This window comes from Streptomyces violaceorubidus (assembly GCF_000717995.1).
Lineage (GTDB): Bacteria > Actinomycetota > Actinomycetes > Streptomycetales > Streptomycetaceae > Streptomyces > Streptomyces violaceorubidus.
Genome location: NZ_JODM01000002.1, coordinates 365,978 through 379,790, shown reverse-complemented (window position 1 = coordinate 379,790; position 13,813 = coordinate 365,978). Strand labels below are relative to the sequence as shown.

Below are 13,813 nucleotides of genomic sequence, written 5' to 3'. Positions count from 1 at the left end.
AACGACGCGACGGTGCCCGGGTACCTCCGCAAAGGCCCGCTTTCCCCAGGTCGAAGGGGTGGTTCCGGTGCCCTTCAGTCCCCCGGGACGCGGACCTTCGGGGCATCGCCCCGCCACCGAGTACTTGGCGCACGCCGTCCGGTCATTGTGGGGGCAGGACCCGGGCGATCGACGCGATCGTCTCCGGACCCACCCGGCAGCAGCCGCCGACCAGTCGGGCCCCGCGCTGCCGCCAGCCCCGCACCCGCTCGGCCGCGAACGAGGACCGCCCCCGCCAGCTCCGGGACACCGCGTCCCACGTCTCTCCGCTGTTGGGATACGCGACGACCGGCTTGCCGGTGACGCGGGCGGCGGTCTCCACCGCCCCGGACACGTCCTCGGGGGCGCAGCAGTTGACACCCACCGCGACCACCTCCGCCGCGTCGGCGGCCAGGGCGAAGGCCTCCTCCAGCGGCTGACCGGCGCGCGTGCGGTCCCCGGCGACCGTGTACGACAGCCAGGCGGGCACGCCCAGCCCGCGCACCGCCCGCAGCAGCGCCGCCGCCTCGTCGGTGTCCGGGACCGTCTCCAGCGCGAGGACGTCGGGCCGCGCCGCGGCCAGCACCTCCAGGCGGGGGCGGTGGAAGCGCTCCAGCTCGGCCACCGCGAGACCGTACCGCCCCCGGTACTCGGAGCCGTCCGCGAGCATCGCCCCGTACGGGCCCGCCGACGCCGCCACCCACAGACGGCGGCCGGGGCGGATTGCCCCGGCCCGGCGGGCGGCCTCGCGGGCCGACTCCACGCCGAGCGCGAGCAGTTCGGCGGCCCGCTCCCGCCCTGTGCCGCGCCGCGCGAAGCCCTCGAAGGTGGCCTGGTAGGTGGAGGTGATCGCCACCTCCGCGCCCGCCTCGAAGTAGGCGAGGTGGGCGCGCGTGATCGCCTCGGGATCCTCGGCGAGCAGCCGGGCCGACCACAGCGCGTCGCCCAGGTCGTGCCCGGCCGCCTCCAGCTGGTTGGACAGCCCGCCGTCGAGCACGAGCGGGCCGGAGGCGAGGGCGTCGGCGAAGTCGCTGGTCATGCGTCCGAGGCTACGGCGCCCCCCCCGGGTCCCGGGGCCTTGTCCCCCGAGCGAGCTACGGACAGGTGTCCACCGTGAGGTGACGATCCCGGGCCGCCCGATCCGTAGCGTCCGGTGCAGCCCGCGGCGCTCCCGTCCCGGGCCCGAGAAGAGGAGTTCCCGTGAGGTTCGTCCGGCAGTTCCTGGCCGTGCTGGCGGCGTACGCCGTCGGCGGCGTCGCCATCAACGCGGTGAAGGACAACGACTGGCTCACCCTGGTCGTCGGTCTCACGGCGGCCGCGCTGGTGCTGTTCGTGTACGGATGGGTGGTGCGCCGGACCGAGCGACGGCAGGCCCTGGACGTGGCCCTGGAGGGCGCCGGCGCCAAGTTCGGCTGGGGGACGCTGATCGGGGCCGGGATGTTCTCGGCCGTCATCGTGAACCTCTCAACCTCCGGCCACTACGAGGTCGACGGACTGGGCTCGGTGCAGGGCGCGATCGGTCTGGTCGGCTTCATGGCCGGGGCCGCCGCGACCGAGGAGGTCGTCTACCGCGGGGTGCTGTTCCGGATCGTCGAGGAGCACCTCGGCACCTACCTCGCCCTGGCCCTGACCGGCGTCGTCTTCGGGCTCTCGCACCTGCTCAACGAGGACGCCACCCTGTGGGGCGCCGTCGCCATCGCGATCGAGGCCGGGTTCATGCTCGCCGCCGCCTACGCCGCCACCCGCAACCTGTGGCTGACCATCGGCGTGCACTTCGGCTGGAACTTCGCCGCGGGCGGCGTCTTCAGCACCGTCGTGTCCGGTAACGGCAGCAGCGAGGGCCTGCTGGACGCCACGATGTCGGGCCCGAAGCTGCTCACCGGCGGCGACTTCGGCCCGGAGGGCAGTGTGTACTCGGTGGGCTTCGGGGCGCTGCTCACCCTGGTCTTCCTGTGGCTGGCGCACCGGCGTGGGCACATCGTGCCGTTCGGCTCCCGGCGGGCCGCGCGCGCCGGCTCCGCGGCTACACTTCCCCGATGATCGATCGCCGAGGGGTCCTGGACCGGTGGCGCCGGCTCGACGTCACGGCCCGGGACCTCCCGCTCGGGGTGCTGCTCCTCGTCGCCTCGCTCCTGCCCGAGCTGCGCGGTCAGGGCACGGAGATCGGCGGCCTGCCGACCCGTCCCGCCGACGCGCTGGCCGGGGTGGCGGCCGTCCTCCAGTGCATCCCCCTGGCCGTGCGCCGGCGGTGGACACTCGCCTGCCTCGCCCTGGTCTCGCTCGGCTTCGCCCTCGACCAACTGCGCGGGCCTCGGCGGCCCGCGCGGAGCGCATCCACGCGCCGATGCCCCACGCGAGGGCGAGGATCACGGACGGCTCCGGCACGGGGGCCGCGTCCCCCGGCGGCAGCGGGCGGGGCCTGGCCGGTCTGCGGGAGCGGGTCGACGTGCTGGGCGGCGAGTTCAGCACCGACCGCCCGGCCGGCGGCGGCTTCGTCGTACGGGCCCGGATACCCGGGGGGAGCGGGGGGAGCACCGCATGAGCGCACCGGTCCGGGTCCTGATCTGCGACGACCAGGCACTGATCCGCACCGGTCTGGCGACCATCGTCGACGCCCAGCCCGACCTCGAGGTGGTCGGCGAGTGCGGGGACGGGCGCAGCGGGGTCGACCTGGCCCGCGAACTGCGCCCGGACGTCGTGGTGATGGACATCCGCATGCCGGTGCTCGACGGCCTGGAGGCCACCCGCCTGCTGGCCGGCGCGGGGGTGGAGCACCCCGTCAAGGTGCTCGTGGTGACGACGTTCAACCTCGACGAGTACGTCTACGAGGCGCTGCGGGCGGGCGCCAGCGGCTTCCTGCTGAAGGACGCGCCGCCGGACCGGCTGCTGCACGGCATCCGCACCGTCGCCCTGGGCGCGGCCCTGCTCGACCCCGATGTGACGCGCCGCCTCGTCGGCCGGTACGCGGCCCGGATCCGCCCCGCCGAGGGCACCCCCGGAGACGTCCCGCTCACCCCCCGGGAGATGGAGGTGCTGCGCCTGATCGCGGACGGCCTCTCCAACAGCGAGATCGCCGCGGCCCTGGTGATCAGCCCCGAGACCGTCAAGACCTTCGTGTCCCGCATCCTCACCAAACTCGACCTGCGCGACCGCGTCCAGGCGGTCGTCTACGCCTACCGGCACGGGCTGGTGACCTGAGCGCAGCACCCGCACCCGCGCCGGGGACACTTCGGCCCCCGCCGAAGGAACGGGCACCTAGCGTTCGGGACATGAGCGACACGAACACCGTCACCGCACCCGCCGACGCCGTCACCGGCATGGTCGACCACGTCCTGGCCCTGGCCGCCACCTGGACCCGCTGGGACGGGAGCCCCGCACACGTCGACGGCCGCCTCTACACCCCGCACAAGGCGGTCCGGCGGGTCGCCGACCACCTGGTCGACCACCTCGCGGAGCTGGAGGCCAGGCTGGCGGGCGATCAGACGCAGCCCGACCACTGGCACGCCTCCCTGGTCACCACGGACGCGGACCGCGCGCGCTTCACCGCCGAGGACCTCGACGAGGCCCGCAGCCGCCTCACCCGGCTCGCCCGCATCTGGGCCAACCGCCTCGACACGCTCACCGACGAGCAGCTCGACCACTCGCCCGGCGAGGGCTGGAGCTTCCGCGAACTCGCCGCGCACCTGGCGGAGTCCGTGTACTACGCCGACGCGGTGGGCGACCTGTCGTGACCGCGACCGCCTTCGCCGCCCTGCACCGTGCCGGTGAGCCCCTGCTGCTGCCCTGCGCCTGGGACCACGCCTCCGCCTTCGCCCTCGCCGCGCAGGGCTTCGGCGCCGTGGGAACGACCAGCCTCGGCGTCGCGGCGGCCGGCGGGCTGCCCGACGGGGCGTCGGCGACCCGCGACGAGACCCTGCGGCTGGCCCTCACGCTCGGCTCGGCCCCCTTCCTGCTCTCCGTCGACGCGGAGGACGGCTTCAGCGACGACCCGGACGAGGTGGGGGAGTGCGCACGGGAGCTGGCCGCGGTCGGCGCCGTCGGCATCAACCTGGAGGACGCCCTCGGGCCCGCCGACCGGCACGCCGCGAAGATCGCCGCGGTCCGCTCGGCCGCCCCCGGCCTGTTCGTCAACGCCCGTACGGACACGTACTGGTCGGGCGACGGCGACCGAGCGGAGACGATGCGGCGCCTGGAGGCCTACCGCGAGGCCGGTGCCCACGGCGTCTTCGTCCCCGGACTCACCGACCCCGCCCGCATCGCCGCCCTCGCGGCGCACTTCGACGTGCCCCTCAACGTCCTGTACTCACCCGCGGGACCCACCCTCGCCCGCCTCACCGACCTCGGCGTCCGCCGCGTCAGCCTCGGCTCACTGCTCTACCGCCGCGCCCTGGGCGCCGCCCTGGAGACGGCCGCGGGCATCCGGGCGGGCCGCGACCCGGGCGGTGCGGCACCCACGTACGACGCGGTGCGGGCGCTGGGCTGACCTCAGGCCCGCGGCCAGTTCGCCAGTGCCACGTGCAGGGCCTCGACCACCTTGTCCCAGGACGCCTGTACGTCGCGGGGTGCGCCGAAGCCGCCGGATGCCTCCAGTGCGCAGTATCCGTGGAAGGTGGAGCGCAGCAGGCGCACCGCGTCGGTGAGGTCGGGCTCGGTCAGGCCGTAGGCGCGCAGCATGCCGTGGGTGATCTCGGCGGTGCGGCGCAGGGCGGGGGAGTCGGCGACGAGGGACTGGTCGACGCGGATCTGGGTGGCGGCGTAGCGGCCGGGGTGGCGCAGGGCGTAGGCCCGGTAGGCGCCCGCGAAGGCGGCCAGCGCCTCCTTCCCGGCCCGGCCGGCCACCGCCTGGGCGATCTCCTCGATCAGCTCGCCGCCGGCCAGCAGCGCCACCCGGAAGCGCAGGTCCTGGAGGTTGCGCACGTGCGTGTACAGGCTGGCGTCCCTGACCCCGAAGTGCCGGGCGAGGGCGGAGACGGTGACCGCGTCCAGCCCGGAGGCGTCGGCGAGGTCGGCGGCCGCGGCGACGACGCGGTCCGTGGTGAGACCCGCTCGGGGCATGGGCCGCCTTTCCGCAACCTGGGATTCCTGGGATTCATGCTAGGGCAGGCAGGGCGGCGGTCGCGGATCACCCGCAAGTCGTTCAACGTTCATGTTCCGCGCCGATTCTCCTCGGAGCCGCGCACGGCGGCGGTCTTCGGGAGGAACACGCATGGGGCACGGACACGGACACACCCACGGTCACCACCACCACGGGCACCCGCACGACCACGAGCACGAGAGCGCGCCGGCCCTGCCCGCCGCCTTCGACACCAGCGTCCCCGACGAGGCCCTGAGCCCCGAACAGCAGTCGCGCCGCGGCCTGCTGCGCCGCGCCGGTCTGCTCGGCGCCGGACTGGCCGCCGGTACCGTCCTCGCCCAGACCGCCACCGCCGCCCCCGCGCGGGCCGCGGGCAACGGCCGCCGCGGCAAGGGCTTCCTCTGGCTGGCCGGCGACCACCACATCCACACCCAGTACAGCAGCGACGGCAAGTACCGCGTCGTCGACCAGGTCCGCCAGGGCGCCCGGCACGGCATGGACTGGCTGGTCATCACCGACCACGGCAGCGCCACCCACGCGAAGATCGGCGTGGAGAAGGTCAACCCGGACATCCGCGAGGCCCGCGACGCCCACGAGGACACCCTCGTCTTCCAGGGCCTGGAGTGGAACATCCCGGCCGCCGAGCACGGCACGGTCTTCGTCCACCCCGGCCAGCACGAGGTCTCCGTCCTCAAGCAGTTCGAGACCGACTACGACGGCGCCGTCAAGGGGGCCACCGACTCCACCCCCGCCAACGAGGCCCTCGCCATCGCCGGCCTCTCCTTCCTCGCCGACCAGGTCAAGCGGCGCAAGGTCAAGGACGCCCTGATGCTCGCCAACCACCCGGCGCGCAAGGGCATCGACTCCCCGCACGAGATCCGCGCCTGGCGTGACGCCACCTCCCGCGGCCACCAGATCGCCGTCGGCTTCGAGGGCGCCCCGGGCCACCAGGCGGGCGGCCTGCCGAAGCCGCTGGGCCCGGGCGGCGCCCGCGGCATCTACGACGGCAGCCCGAGCGCCAACTCCTTCGCCGCATACCCCCTGGAGAGCTACCGCACCTGGGGCGGCTTCGACTGGATGACCGCCACCGTCGGCGGCCTGTGGGACAGCCTCATCGCCGAGGGCCGCCCCTGGTGGATCACCGCCAACTCCGACTCCCACCAGGTCTACGCCGACACCGGCGCCCGCGGCGGCGGCGACTTCAACGCCAACGGCCGCTACGACGACCCCGTCTACGGCGGACAGATCGACATCACCCAGAACGACTTCTGGCCCGGCCAGTACAGCCGCACCCACGTCGGCTCCGACGGCTTCTCCTACGGCGCCGTCATGGACGGCATCCGCGCCGGCCGCGTCTGGGTCGACCACGGGCAGCTCGTCAGCGGCCTCGACGTCCGCGTCTCGGGCGGCGGCCGCTGGGCCACGCTCGGCGGCGCCCTGCACGTCCGCAAGGGCACCCGGGTCACCCTGTCCATCGACGTCGCCCTGGCCGGCGGTCCCAACTGGGCGGGATTCGTCCCGAAGCTGGCCCGCGTGGACGTCATCCAGGGCGACGTGACCGGCCCGGCCGCCGACAAGGACACCTTCACCGCGCCGACCGCCCGGGTCGTCAGGTCGTACGAGGTGAACAAGGACCGCGGCACCGTCCGCCTCACCTACGACCTCGGCCGCGTCGACCGCCCGGTCTACCTCCGCACCCGCGGCACCGACGGCAACCGCTCCGCCGTCGGCTCGCTGGGCGCCAAGGTCGACCCGGCGGGCCCCGCCCTCGACGTCGTCGGCGACGCCGACCCGTGGCGCGACCTGTGGTTCTACTCCAACCCGGTGTGGGTCCTGCCGTCATGACCCCGCCCACCGCGCCGTACGTCCTCGGCATCGACACCGGCGCGAGCACCCTGCGCGAGGCCGACCACCTGCTCCAGGCGCTCGCCGCCGAACTCGCCCTCCCCGAGGACGTCTTCGGCTGCACGCACCTGGTGCGGGACGGCCGGCCGCGGGTCGCCCTGTCCCTCACCGCCGAGGCGGAGCCGGTCCTGCGCACCGCCCGGGACCGGCTCACGGCCCGGGGACACGAGGTTCGCGACGGCACCTGGGACGAGACCGGCCGCGCGGTCCTCTTCCCCGGAGCGGACGCCCTCACCGGCACCCTGACGCTCGCCGAGCTGCTCGCCCGCTCGGCCATCGACCGGGTGACCGTCCTGGGCACGCGGGAGGAGCCGGACCCGGACACCCCGCTGGTCACCCGGAACCACGTCCGCCCGCACTGGCAGGACGGCCGTCTCGTCCTGGCCGCCATGCCGGCGGTGGGCGGCACCCTCGTGCCGTTCGAGGACCCCGCCCCGACACCCTGCTGCGCCGACCACTGACCCGCCCCCCCACCCGAGGGGCACGGGCCGCTCAGCCCGCCAGCACCCCGCGCACGAACGCGTTGGCGAACTTCCCCGCCGGGTCCAGCGCCCCGGCCAGCGCCCGGAAGTCGGCCAGCCGCGGGTACAGGGCCCGCAGCTCGCCCGCCGGGACGGTGAACACCTTCCCCCAGTGCGGGCGGGCCGCGAACGGGGCGAGCGCCTCCTCCAGGCGCCGCACCACCGGCAGCACCGCCGCCGTGTCCTCGACCCAGGTGAAGTGCGCGGCCACGGTGTCCCGCCCGTAGGACGGGCTCAGCCACTGCGCGTCGGCCGCCACCGTGCGGATCTCACAGGTCTGCAGCACCGGCGCGAGCGTCTCCCGTATCGCCTCCATCGCGTGCAGGGCGGGCACGGCGTGCTCCCGGGGCATCAGGTACTCCGACTGGAGCTCCGCGCCGCTGCTGGGCGTGAACTCGGCGCGGAAGTGCGGCAGCCGCTCGTGCCAGGGCCCCGGCACCCCGAACTGCTCCGTGCAGTTGACCGCGGGCATGCCCGGCACCGGGTGCGTCTTCTCGGCGGCCGGGACCGCGTACGGGAAGCCGTCCAGCGGCTGGTCGGTCCGCCGCTTCAGCCACACCTGCCGGAAACCGGGCGCCCGCCAGTCGGTGAACAGGCTCACGCTGTACGCCGCCGCCATCACCGTCTCGAACGTCGCAGGGTCCAGCCCGGCCAGCGGCAGCTCGGTGAAGACGTGCTGCTCCACCTCGTAGGCCGGCTCCAGATCGAGGGTGAGCGACGTCACCACGCCCAGCGCGCCGAGCGAGGTCACCGCCCCGTCGAACCGCTCGTCGCCCCGCGCGATCACCACGGTCGAACCGTCCGCCGCGACCAGCTCCACCTCGCGCACCACCGAGGCCAGCGCACCGTTGCCCACCCCGGAGCCGTGCGTGCCGGTCGCCACCGACCCGGCGACCGAGATGTGCGGCAGCGAGGCCATGTTCGCCAGCGCCAGGCCCCGGGCGTGCACCACCCGGGCCAGCTCGGCGTACCGCACCCCGCCGCCGACCCGCACCGTACGGGCCGCCGTGTCCACGTCCACCACGGACGGCAGGCCCGCCAGCGACAGCAGGGCCCCGCCCTCACCCGGCTCGGCGATCTCGTTGAAGGAGTGCCCGCTGCCCAGCACCCGCACCCGGGCGCTGTCCGCCACCAGGGCCCGCAGCGCGTCCAGGGAGGACGGCCGCAGCAGCTCCTCGGCGGTGTACGTGATGTTGCCGGCCCAGTTGGTGACCGTGATGTCGCTCATAGCGCGGAAACCTACCCGGCGCGCCTGGAGGGGCCCCGGGCGGGAAGCCTCTCCTGCGGGGGCATACCGTGAGAAGTCGAACGCCGGACCCGGGAGGAGACACGGGATGGACAGCCGTACCGCGCTGGTCGAGGATCTGATGGAGCGGTTCCCGCACGTACCGCGCGAGGCCGTCTTCAAGGAGGACCTGCTGCGCGGAGGCGTCGCCTTCGACCCCTCGGCACTGAGCGATACCACCAACGAGGCAGCCGGCGAGGTCAAGCCGAAGTCGTACTTCATCTTCTCCTTCGACCACGGCACCCTGCCCGAACTGGGCGAGGCCGCCCTGCGCCGCCCGCCCGAGGAGATCATCCTCACCGGCGGTCCCTACGACCTGCGCCGCACCGTCGTCTCGGTCCGCGTGAACCCGGCCTCGCCCTACCGGGTCGCCGCGAACGAGGACGGCGTCCTCGGCCTCTACCTCGACGGCAGGCGGATCGCCGACGTCGGCGTGCCGCCCATGCCCGAGTACTACCGGCACAAGCTCTCCAACGGGAAGTCCGTCATGGAGGTGGCCCCCACCATCCAGTGGGGCTACCTGATCTACCTGACCGCGTTCCGCGTCTGCCAGTACTTCGGCGCCAAGGAGGAGTGCCAGTACTGCGACATCAACCACAACTGGCGCCAGCACAAGGCGGCCGGGCGGCCGTACACCGGTGTGAAGGACGTCGACGAGGTCCTCGAAGCGCTGGAGATCATCGACAAGTACGACACCGCCAAGATTTCTACCGCGTACACGCTCACCGGCGGCGCGATCACCTCGAAGGTCCAGGGCCTGGACGAGGCCGACTTCTACGGCCGGTACGCCAAGGCCATCGAGGAGCACTTCCCCGGCCGCTGGATCGGCAAGGTCGTCGCCCAGGCCCTGCCCAAGCCGGACGTCCGGCGCTTCAAGGACTACGGCGTGCAGATCTACCACCCCAACTTCGAGGTGTGGGACGAGTACCTGTTCAAGATGTACTGCCCCGGCAAGGAGCGCTACGTCGGCCGCGACGAGTGGCACAAGCGCATCCTGGACTCCACCGAGGTCTTCGGCGCCCGCAACGTCATCCCCAACTTCGTCGCGGGCGTGGAGATGGCCGAGCCCTTCGGCTTCAAGACCGTCGACGAGGCGATCGCCTCCACCACCGAGGGCCTGCGCTTCTTCATGTCGCACGGCATCACGCCCCGCTTCACCACCTGGTGCCCCGAGCCCACCACCCCGCTCGGCAGGACCAACCCCGACGGCGCCCCGCTGGAGTACCACATCCGCCTGCTCCAGGCCTACCGCCAGACCATGGAGGACTTCGGCCTCTCCTCGCCCCCCGGCTACGGCCCGCCCGGCGCGGGCAACGCGGTCTTCTCGGTCAGCTCCTTCATGGACAGCCTGCCGGCGGACGCGCCCGTGGAGGTCTGAGCGCGGCGTGGGCCGACCGCCCCGGGTACGACGCCGCCGATGTCGACGCGGTCGCGCCTCGTCGAGGCGGGCCGCCGCGAGCCCACCGCTCGCCCGTCGTGTCGGTGGCATGGCGTAACCTTCACGCGTTCGCCACACGCACCCCTGGTCAAACGCGGAATCCGGCGCGGCCGTTCGGGGCGGTGGCACCTCATCGATCTTCGTACCGGGGGGTCCGAAATCACCGTGCGCAGACGCACACTCACGGCCGCCACCACGCTGGCCCTCGTCTTCAGCTCCGTGGCGCTGTGCGCCACACCGGCCTCGGCCAACTCCAGCAGACCGCTCGCGATCCAGGACGCGCGGGACACCGTCGTCGACGGCCCGCATCACCGCGTGTACCTCAGCGACACCTACAACGACCGGATCGTCGTCACCGACTACACCGGAAAAGTCATCGCCACCCTGACCGGGCTGGCGCAGGTCCGGGACCTGGAGCTGAGCCCGGACGCCACGACGCTGTACGCCGCGGTCGAGGGGGCCGACGAGATCGCCGCGTTCGACACGGCGACCCTCCGGCGGACCGCCGCGTATCCGACGGGGGAGAAGACCGCCCCCTCCCGCCTGGCCCTCGCCGACGGCAGGCTCTGGTTCGGCTACGGGGACCAGTGGGACTCCGACCTCGGGGTCGTCGACCTGACGGCCGAGACCCCGACCGTGACCCTGGGCCTCGCGGCCGGACACGACTTCGCGTCCACGCCGCGGCTGTACGCCGACCCCGACAACCCGGGAACCCTGCTCGCCCTCGACGCCGGCATCAGCTCCGGCCCGATCATCGTCTACGACATCTCGACCGGCACACCGGCCGTCCGGGTCTCCGCGGACAAGGGCGGCTTCTACAAAGACGCCGACCTCACCCCGGACGGCCGCAACGTCGTCGTGGCGGGGCCCGGCAACCGGGCGCTCACCGAGTACCGCCTCTCCGACCTGGCGCAGGTGCGCACCTATCCGGTCGCCTCCGAACCGGAGACGGTCGCCGTCGCCGAGGACGGCACCGTCGCCGCCACCGTCCTGGACACCGACGACCTCGGCGACACCTACGTCTTCAGCGCCGCCGCTCCCACCCGCCCGCCCAGCATCCGGAACCTGTCGCACGACTGGATGCCCTGGGGCGGGCACTCCACGGACTGGTCGCACGACGGCGGCACCCTGTTCGTGCTGACCGGCTCGGCAGGCGCCATGCAGTTCAACACCCTCGACACGCCGCGCAAGTACGTCGCCACGCTGAAGGCCGACGCCCCCGCCACAGCGACCCGGGGCAAGTCCCTCACCGTCAAGGGCAGCCTCGCCTCCGGCCTGGCCCTGCCGGCCGGGACACCGCTGACCGTCACCCGCACCGACCTGGAGTCGCCGAAGGGCAAGTCCCTCGGCACCAAGACCCTCGGCACCGCCGGCACGTTCTCCTTCAAGGACACCCCGCCGGCCGGCGGCTCCGTGAAGTACACGGTGACGTACGCCGGCGACGCGACGCACACGGCGGCGACCGCCTCCGACACGGTCGCCGTCTCGCGCGTGACTCCGGCCCTGACCCTGAACAACAACGGCAAGGTGTACGCCTACGGCACCGACGTCGCCTTCGCCGCCCACCTCGGCACCACGTACAAGAACCGCTCCGTCGAGATCTGGGCCGACCCCTTCGGCGCCGACAGGCCGAAGAAGCTGGTCAAGACCGGCAAGGTCAACAAGAGCGGCAACCTCTGGGTCACCCTCGACATGAGCCGTGACACCACCCTCACGGCGGTCTTCAAGGGAGACGGCCGCTACGCCCCGAGGACGGTCAAGGCCACGGCCTACGCCAAGGTGAAGGTCTCCACGGCCCTCACCAAGCACTACAAGACCGGCGGGATCGGCGGCACGACGTACTCCTACTTCCACAAGAACACCGACGCCATCGCCACCACGACGATGACCTATTACAAGGGCCGCAAGCAGAGGCTCCAGCTCCAGGTCTACTCGGGCGGCAAGTGGTACGACACCGGCAGTGAGTACTTCGCCCTCGGCAGCAACGGGAAGTCGGCGGTCAACCTCGGCCACGCGGGCAAGTCCGGCATCCGCGCGCGGGTCCGCTCCTCGTACGTCAACGGCAGCTCCGGCGACACGGTGAACTCCACCACGTACGGCGCCTGGAAGTACCTCTACTTCTCCAACTGACCGGCCGCCGCGGGCCGTCTCTCCCTCCGGGACGGCGTCCCGCGGCGGTGCCGTGGACGCGCGCGGCGCCGGCCGAGGAAAAAGCACTCGCGGCCGTCGGCGCGGGTGGCTAGGCTCATGTTCGTTCTCGCGGCCGCTGCGTGCCGCTGTTGTCTGCTGTGCGTGATCCTGGAGGTGTTGACCGATGGCTGTCACCGCGACGGGCGTTGCCCGCATCCGGAAGTTCGTCAAGTCCACCTCCGTGGCCGCCGGCTGACCTCACTCCTCCTCCGTGCCCGTGGGCGCGGTGCCGGGGCCACCCTTGTGAAGGGTCACCCCTTGCATTCCTCTTCTCTGAGCACGTCTTCTCCGCTCACGTCCTCCTCGCATCCGCTTCAGCCGTACGGCTGGGACGCGGACTGGGAGGCGGAGTTCGCCCCGTACACCGAGCAGGGCTGCCTGCCCGGCCGGGTCGTCCGGGTCGACCGCGGGCAGTGCGACGTCGTCACCGCGGACGGCCTCGTGCGGGCCGACACCGCGTTCGTCACGCCGCACGACCCGCTGCGCGTCGTCTGCACCGGCGACTGGGCCGCCGTCGACCCCGAGGGCGGCAGCCCGCGCTATGTGCGGGCGTACCTGCCGCGCCGTACCGCCTTCGTGCGCTCCACCTCCTCCAAGCGGTCCGAGGGGCAGATCCTCGCGGCCAACGTCGACCACGCGATCGTCGCCGTGTCGCTCGCGACCGAGCTGGACCTCGCCCGGATCGAACGGTTCCTCGCCCTCGCCTGGGAATCCGGGGCACAGCCCCTGGTCGTCCTCACCAAGGCCGACCTCGTGCCCGACCCGGTGACCCTGGCCCACCTCGTCCAGGACGTGGAGACCGCCGCGCCCGGGGTGCCGGTGCTGTCCGTCAGCGCCGAGCAGGGCGAGGGGCTCGACGTGCTCGCCGCCGTCGTCTCCGACGGCACCGCCGTGCTGCTCGGGCAGTCCGGCGCCGGCAAGTCCACCCTCGCCAACGCGCTGCTCGGCGAGGACGTCATGGGGGTCCAGGCCATCCGCGACGTCGACGGCAAGGGCCGGCACACCACCACCACCCGCAACCTCCTCGCCCTGCCCGGCGGGGGCGTGCTGATCGACACCCCCGGACTGCGGGGCGTCGGGCTCTGGGACGCGGGCAACGGGGTGGACCAGGTGTTCGCCGAGATCGCGGAGCTGGCCGAGCAGTGCCGGTTCCACGACTGCGCCCACCAGAGCGAGCCGGGCTGTGCCGTCCTCGCCGCCGTCGACAGCGGTGCGCTGCCCGAGCGGCGGCTGGAGAGCTACCGCAAGCTGATGCGGGAGAACCAGCGCATCGTCGCCAAGACCGACGCCCGGGTGCGGGCCGAGATCCGTAAGGAGTGGAAGCGCCGGGGCGCCCTCGGCAAGGCGGCGATGGAGGCCAAGAGGGGCGGTTTGCGGTAGCC

At 73.2% G+C, this 13,813-nt stretch carries 13 protein-coding genes; 10 read left to right on the top strand and 3 right to left on the bottom strand.

What is annotated here, in order from left to right; translation table 11 throughout:
- Positions 1–142: 142 nt before the first annotated feature.
- Positions 143–1,057 carry a homocysteine S-methyltransferase gene (gene mmuM / locus IE94_RS0105645; RefSeq protein ID WP_030179062.1) on the bottom strand — a complete coding sequence of 305 codons (915 nt, stop codon included), beginning with the start codon at positions 1,055–1,057 and terminating at the stop codon, positions 143–145.
- Positions 1,058–1,218: 161 nt separating this feature from the next.
- On the opposite strand from mmuM, the gene IE94_RS0105640 reads away from it, so the two are divergent.
- The 5 genes from IE94_RS0105640 to IE94_RS0105620 all read left to right on the top strand — a co-directional run bounded on the left by IE94_RS0105640 (position 1,219) and on the right by IE94_RS0105620 (position 4,501).
- Positions 1,219–2,058, top strand: coding sequence for a CPBP family intramembrane glutamic endopeptidase (locus IE94_RS0105640; protein ID WP_030179058.1), 840 nt, complete (start codon positions 1,219–1,221; stop codon positions 2,056–2,058).
- Between the two features lie 304 nt (positions 2,059–2,362).
- On the top strand, positions 2,363–2,560 hold the full coding sequence (locus IE94_RS40855; protein ID WP_030179055.1) for an ATP-binding protein: 198 nt from the start codon (positions 2,363–2,365) through the stop codon (positions 2,558–2,560).
- Positions 2,557–3,216, top strand: a complete 660-nt coding sequence (locus IE94_RS0105630) for a response regulator (protein WP_030179053.1) — start codon at positions 2,557–2,559, stop codon at positions 3,214–3,216. Before IE94_RS40855 ends, IE94_RS0105630 begins: the two co-directional genes overlap by 4 nt.
- Positions 3,217–3,287: 71 nt before the next feature.
- Positions 3,288–3,749 (top strand): hypothetical protein, encoded by a 462-nt coding sequence (locus IE94_RS0105625; RefSeq protein WP_030179047.1) that lies wholly within the window; start codon positions 3,288–3,290, stop codon positions 3,747–3,749.
- Complete coding sequence (locus tag IE94_RS0105620) at positions 3,746–4,501, top strand: isocitrate lyase/PEP mutase family protein (RefSeq protein ID WP_030179046.1); 756 nt, start codon at positions 3,746–3,748, stop codon at positions 4,499–4,501. Before IE94_RS0105625 ends, IE94_RS0105620 begins: the two co-directional genes overlap by 4 nt.
- 2 nt (positions 4,502–4,503) lie before the next feature.
- Here the strand turns inward: IE94_RS0105620 and IE94_RS0105615 are convergent, their stop codons facing one another.
- Positions 4,504–5,073, bottom strand: coding sequence for a TetR/AcrR family transcriptional regulator (locus IE94_RS0105615; protein WP_030179045.1), 570 nt, complete (start codon positions 5,071–5,073; stop codon positions 4,504–4,506).
- A gap of 151 nt (positions 5,074–5,224) precedes the next feature.
- Between IE94_RS0105615 and IE94_RS0105610 the strand changes: the two genes are divergently transcribed.
- Together IE94_RS0105610 and IE94_RS0105605 are read left to right on the top strand one after the other, a co-directional pair.
- Positions 5,225–6,937 carry a PHP domain-containing protein gene (locus IE94_RS0105610; protein WP_030179044.1) on the top strand — a complete coding sequence of 571 codons (1,713 nt, stop codon included), beginning with the start codon at positions 5,225–5,227 and terminating at the stop codon, positions 6,935–6,937.
- A complete protein-coding gene (locus IE94_RS0105605) occupies positions 6,934–7,458 on the top strand; it encodes a hypothetical protein (protein WP_030179043.1) in 525 nt (174 codons plus the stop codon). The genes IE94_RS0105610 and IE94_RS0105605 overlap by 4 nt, the downstream gene beginning before the upstream one ends.
- 31 nt (positions 7,459–7,489) lie before the next feature.
- Here the strand turns inward: IE94_RS0105605 and aldO are convergent, their stop codons facing one another.
- On the bottom strand, positions 7,490–8,746 hold the full coding sequence (gene aldO, locus IE94_RS0105600) for an alditol oxidase (protein ID WP_030179042.1): 1,257 nt from the start codon (positions 8,744–8,746) through the stop codon (positions 7,490–7,492).
- Positions 8,747–8,852: 106 nt separating this feature from the next.
- On the opposite strand from aldO, the gene IE94_RS0105595 reads away from it, so the two are divergent.
- The 3 genes from IE94_RS0105595 to rsgA all read left to right on the top strand — a co-directional run bounded on the left by IE94_RS0105595 (position 8,853) and on the right by rsgA (position 13,811).
- Positions 8,853–10,181, top strand: coding sequence for a radical SAM protein (locus IE94_RS0105595; RefSeq protein WP_030179040.1), 1,329 nt, complete (start codon positions 8,853–8,855; stop codon positions 10,179–10,181).
- Between the two features lie 225 nt (positions 10,182–10,406).
- The gene (locus IE94_RS0105590; RefSeq protein WP_030179037.1) at positions 10,407–12,371 is read left to right on the top strand and encodes a YncE family protein; all 1,965 of its coding nucleotides are present in this window, start codon (positions 10,407–10,409) and stop codon (positions 12,369–12,371) included.
- A 318-nt stretch (positions 12,372–12,689) separates the two neighbouring features.
- Positions 12,690–13,811 carry a ribosome small subunit-dependent GTPase A gene (gene rsgA / locus IE94_RS0105585; RefSeq protein WP_030179035.1) on the top strand — a complete coding sequence of 374 codons (1,122 nt, stop codon included), beginning with the start codon at positions 12,690–12,692 and terminating at the stop codon, positions 13,809–13,811.
- The last annotated feature ends 2 nt before the right edge of the window (positions 13,812–13,813 follow it).